This is a genomic window from Streptomyces sp. W16 (assembly GCF_033194735.1).
Classification (GTDB): domain Bacteria; phylum Actinomycetota; class Actinomycetes; order Streptomycetales; family Streptomycetaceae; genus Streptomyces.
Map to the genome: position 1 here is coordinate 1 of NZ_JAWOAI010000708.1, position 4,138 is coordinate 4,138.

The following is a 4,138-nucleotide window of genomic DNA, read 5'->3' on the forward strand; positions in this document are numbered from 1 at the left end:
TCGCCGACCCCGGACGCCGTGACCGCGCTGGCCCGGTTCGTCCTTGCCCTGTGGCCGGTCGGCGACCGCTACCGCACGCTCCTGGGACTCGCCCACCACGACCTCGGCCCCGACGCGATCGACGCGCTGCTCCGCCCGGCCCGCGAGGCCGTCATCGGGATCCTCACCCAGGGCCAGCAACACGGCGTCTTCCACACCGCCGTCCCACCGGGACCGCTCAACAGAGCCCTGGAGGCACAGATGCTGGCGCTGCTGGAATGCGTCAACTCCGGCCTCTGGAACGACGACGGCACGGCCGCCGCCACCGCCGCCCTCATCGCCGCGGGCGTCGGACGCGACAACGCCGCCGCCGTGGTTCACCACCTGCGACCGTCCGGCTGAAGGAGATCTCATGGACCAACACCCGTACGAATACGCCGACTTCACGTACGGGGCGTACGAGCCCGACGACACCCGCCCGCCGCGCAGGAACCGGCGCCCGGTCGTCGTCGCGGTCGGTGCGCTGGTCGCACTGCTCGTGACTCCCGTCGCCGTCGACCGCTTCGCGACAGCGCGGGTGGAGTCCAATACGGCCGGGGCGTTCCAAGAGGGCATGCGCACGCCCTCATTGCCGGAGGTCCACGTCCGGGGCTTCCCCATGCTGACCCAACTGGCCGCCGGCACTTTGCGGCGGGTGGACATCACCGCGCACGACATACCGGCGAGCGACACCACCGGCCCGCTCCCGGTGAACCGACTCTCGGTCCATCTCGCCGGGTTGAGGAAGTCGGACGACGACAAGGAGGCGCTGGCCCGCTCGGCGGAGGCGACCGCCCTGCTGTCCTACCGGGACCTGTCCGACACCCTCGGACTGCAGATCTCCCAGGGCTCAAGCCCCGACCAGATCCGCGCGACGGTGCAGCTCGCTCCCGGCGCCGACGTCACCGTGGCGGCCACCGTCTCGGTGCTGTCCGGTAACCGCATCGCCTTCAAGAACTTCCAGGTCACCGGCGGTCTGCTGCCCGAAGTGGGGCGAACGGCGCTCACCACCGTCTTCGAGCGGCCGATACAGTTGCGGAACATCCCCGAGGGACTGCGGCTGCGGTCCGTCACCGCGACGGAGAGCGGGCTCAGTGCCCGGCTGTCGGGCGAGTCGGTCACCTTCCGGTCCGACGACACCTCGCGCGACGACAGCGCGCGGAACGGTTCGGCGTGAGTCAACTCGCCGTACGGGGACGGCGTTTGAGGCTCAGTCGTCCGTGACGGTCCGCTTCGCCCCCGCGATCTCGTCCACCACGTCACGCGCCTGCTTCTCCGGGACACCGGTCGCGATCAGCGCGGCGACGGCCGCGTGCGTGCCGTCGTCCTCCAGCTCGCCGGTGTTGAGCTCTTCGAGCAGCGCGATCGTCAGGGCCTCAAGTCCTGCGCTCAGTACGGCGGGCGGCAGTTGTGTGTGGAAGACGCCGTCGCGCTGTCCGCGGTCCAAGATGGTGGTGGCGGCGCGGCGGGCCGGTGCCAGGACCTCGGCCACCCGCTCGACGCCCAGGTCACGGCGGGCCAGGGCCAGCAGGAGCCGGTAGCGGTCGCCCACGGTCCACATCGACAGGACGAAGCGTGCGAACGCCCGGTCGGCCGACTCCGGCTCCGCCGGTTCCGGGTCGGCGGCCAGCACGGACCGCAGCGCCTGCGAGGCTTCCTCGGCCAGTGCCTCCAACAGCGCCTCCCGGCCGGGGAAGTGCCCGAACAGGGTGCGCCGCACCACGCCGGAGGCACGGGCGAGTTCCTCCAGGGTGATGTCCGGATTCCGGCCGAGCTCCCGGCGGGCCGTGGCCAGGATGCGTTCCCGGTTGGAGCGCGCGTTGCTTCGCTGGGGGACTCGGGCCGGGGGCTTGGTCACGGACAACCTCGGTGCGGTGCGGGAACGACGGAGCAGGGGCGAGCGGTACATCCAGTCTGGCACGGTCCGGCGTCCCCGCGGCATCGCGACAGCACGGTGTCCCGACCGTCCGCTCAGTAGGGGCGAAGATAACGTTCGAGGCGGGAGCGGGCCCTGTTCACGCTGAGTCCCAGTGCCTTGCCGAGCGCCTCGCCGGACACGTCGTCGGCCCGCACCCCGTACGCGGCCTCCCTGCCGACCCGGCCCGCCATGCGTTCCAGCATGGTCACCGCCTTCAGCGCGGCCACCGGTGCCGTCTCCGCGAGCGCGTCGAGCCGTTCCTCCAACTGCTCCATCAGATCGGAGAGTTCCTCCGGCAGCGGGACCGTACGGCGCTCGACCGCGCTGATGTGCTCCCACCAGTCCTCGTACGCGTCGGACGTGTCCAGGTCGTCGAGATCGTGGTCCTCCACCTGGTCCCAGTCGATGGGATGGCTCTCCCCGCGCCAGCCGCACACACAGGAGGCCCGCCAGGCCGCCGCCTTGGGGCGGCCAAGCCAGCCGTTGTACGCCCACCACTCGCGCGTCTGGAACCCGTTGGTGCCACTGCCGACGTCCATATACACGGGTTTGGGCTCACTGCCGTCGGCGAGGGTCGCCCCCACGATGCCCTCGTGGGACTCCCCGAACTCCTCACTCCGCCAGGCCACAACTCCCCCTTCCGGCAACCCTGCCACGGCCGGGCCGGCACCCTGGGTGCCGACCCGGTCACAGTACGAGAGTCCCGCGGAACGGACATCCGGGGAGGGCGATTTCGCCCAACAGACCGGATTGTTGGGCAGGACGGTCCCGTCAGGCGACCGCGGGATCGAGCAGCCCCGCGCGCAGGCGCCGGAGCATGCGGCTGATGAGGCGGGACACGTGCATCTGCGAGACGCCGAGTACCTCGCCGATCTCGGCCTGGGTGCGCTCCTCGACGTAGCGCATGTGGATGATCTTCCGCTCCCGCTCGTCGAGTTGGGCGATCAGGGGGGCCAGGGAGCTGAGGTCGTCGACGAGTTCGAGACCCGGGTCGTCCGCGCCGATGACGTCGGCGAGGACGGTCTCGCCCTCGGTGCCGGCATCGGAGCTGAGCGCGGCGTCGAGCGAGGAGGAGGTGTAGCCGTTGGACGCCTTGCGGGCCTCGATGACCTCTTCCTCGGTCAGGCACATCAGCTCGGACAGTTCACGGGTGGTGGGCGTACGGCCGAGGCGGGAGCGGAGTTCCTCGGTCGCCTTGGCGAGCTCGACGCGGGCCTCCTGCAGTCGGCGCGGCACATGGACGGCCCAGCTGGTGTCGCGGAAGAAGCGCTTGATCTCGCCGACGATGTAGGGGACGGCGAACGAGGTGAACTCGACCTGCCGGGTGAGTTCGAAGCGGTCGATCGCCTTGATGAGTCCGATCGTGCCGACCTGGACGATGTCCTCCATCTCGTTGTTGCTGCGGCTGCGGAAGCGCGCCGCCGCGTAGCGCACGAGGGAGAGGTTCATCTCGATCAGGGTGTTGCGCACGTACTGGAACTCGTGTGTGCCCTCCTCCAGCGAGGTCAGCCGGTCGAAGAACTGGCGCGACAGCTCACGCGCGTCCTTCGGGCTCACCTTCGACGGCTCCGCGATCAGCGGGAGCGACTCCCTGGTCGCCATCCGCCGCCCTGCCGTGGCCGGTGCCTTCGCTGCCGTCACGGCTGCCATAACGCCCACCCCATTCGTTCCGACGAACTGCCGACAAGAGCCCCCTGCCCCGGTTCACGCGTCTCATTCCCCCTCGCTCGGTCAAATCCGGGGCGGGCGGCTCGTTTTCGGTGCGGAGCCCGCCCCGGCGGCGTGACACGTCTTCGCGCGCTCCAGCCCGGCGCGGTCGTCACGGGCACCGCCGCGCTCGGCGTCCCGCGCCCGGCCGCGGCAGCCGCCAACAGCGGGTCGGCTGCGGCCGGTTCGACATGTGACCGGCTCGTTCGACGGAGGGTGGCTCTTCCTTCGCGGCGCGGCGGTCCTGCGGCTCGTGCCGGACGCCTCCCAGGTCACCGCGAGCCGCGCCGATCTCACGCATGTGAGCCTCGAAGTCACCGACAGTCAGGGCCGGTTGGCGCCTGACTCGGCGGCTCTGGTGACGTTCCGTGTCGACGGCGCGGGAGAACTCGCCGCGATGGGCAACGGGACTCCGCACAACGTGGGCAGCTTCCGCCTGCCGCGCCGCCGCACCTGGCACGGACGGGGCACCGGCGATCCTGCGGCCGGCGAAGA

At 70.9% G+C, this 4,138-nt stretch carries 5 protein-coding genes and 1 pseudogene; 3 read left to right on the top strand and 3 right to left on the bottom strand.

All coding sequences use genetic code 11. From position 1 onward, the window contains the following. Positions 1 to 381 (top strand): annotated as a pseudogene (locus R6V09_RS47565) (TetR/AcrR family transcriptional regulator); the annotation flags it as partial. Between the two features lie 10 nt (positions 382 to 391). Further along, the gene (locus R6V09_RS47570) at positions 392 to 1,195 is read left to right on the top strand and encodes an LmeA family phospholipid-binding protein (protein WP_317887683.1); all 804 of its coding nucleotides are present in this window, start codon (positions 392 to 394) and stop codon (positions 1,193 to 1,195) included. Positions 1,196 to 1,228: 33 nt separating this feature from the next. Here R6V09_RS47570 and R6V09_RS47575 read toward each other — a convergent pair whose 3' ends face one another. The 3 genes from R6V09_RS47575 to R6V09_RS47585 form a co-directional block, all read right to left on the bottom strand. After that, positions 1,229 to 1,876 carry a TetR/AcrR family transcriptional regulator gene (locus R6V09_RS47575; protein WP_317887684.1) on the bottom strand — a complete coding sequence of 216 codons (648 nt, stop codon included), beginning with the start codon at positions 1,874 to 1,876 and terminating at the stop codon, positions 1,229 to 1,231. 113 nt (positions 1,877 to 1,989) lie between these two features. Then, entirely contained in the window at positions 1,990 to 2,565 is a 576-nt protein-coding gene (locus tag R6V09_RS47580; protein ID WP_317887685.1) for a hypothetical protein, read from the bottom strand. A 142-nt stretch (positions 2,566 to 2,707) separates the two neighbouring features. Further along, complete coding sequence (locus tag R6V09_RS47585; protein WP_317887687.1) at positions 2,708 to 3,538, bottom strand: SigB/SigF/SigG family RNA polymerase sigma factor; 831 nt, start codon at positions 3,536 to 3,538, stop codon at positions 2,708 to 2,710. A gap of 298 nt (positions 3,539 to 3,836) precedes the next feature. On the opposite strand from R6V09_RS47585, the gene R6V09_RS47590 reads away from it, so the two are divergent. Then, the coding region (locus R6V09_RS47590) for a hypothetical protein (RefSeq protein WP_317887686.1) at positions 3,837 to 4,138 on the top strand (302 nt) is incomplete at its 3' end.

Bases quoted from the DNA above. Each gene is read 5' to 3' on its own strand.
- R6V09_RS47585 (WP_317887687.1), bottom strand. From the start codon at position 3,538: ATGGCGACCAGGGAGTCGCTCCCGCTGATCGCGGAGCCGTCGAAGGTG.
- R6V09_RS47570 (WP_317887683.1), top strand. From the start codon at position 392: ATGGACCAACACCCGTACGAATACGCCGACTTCACGTACGGGGCGTAC.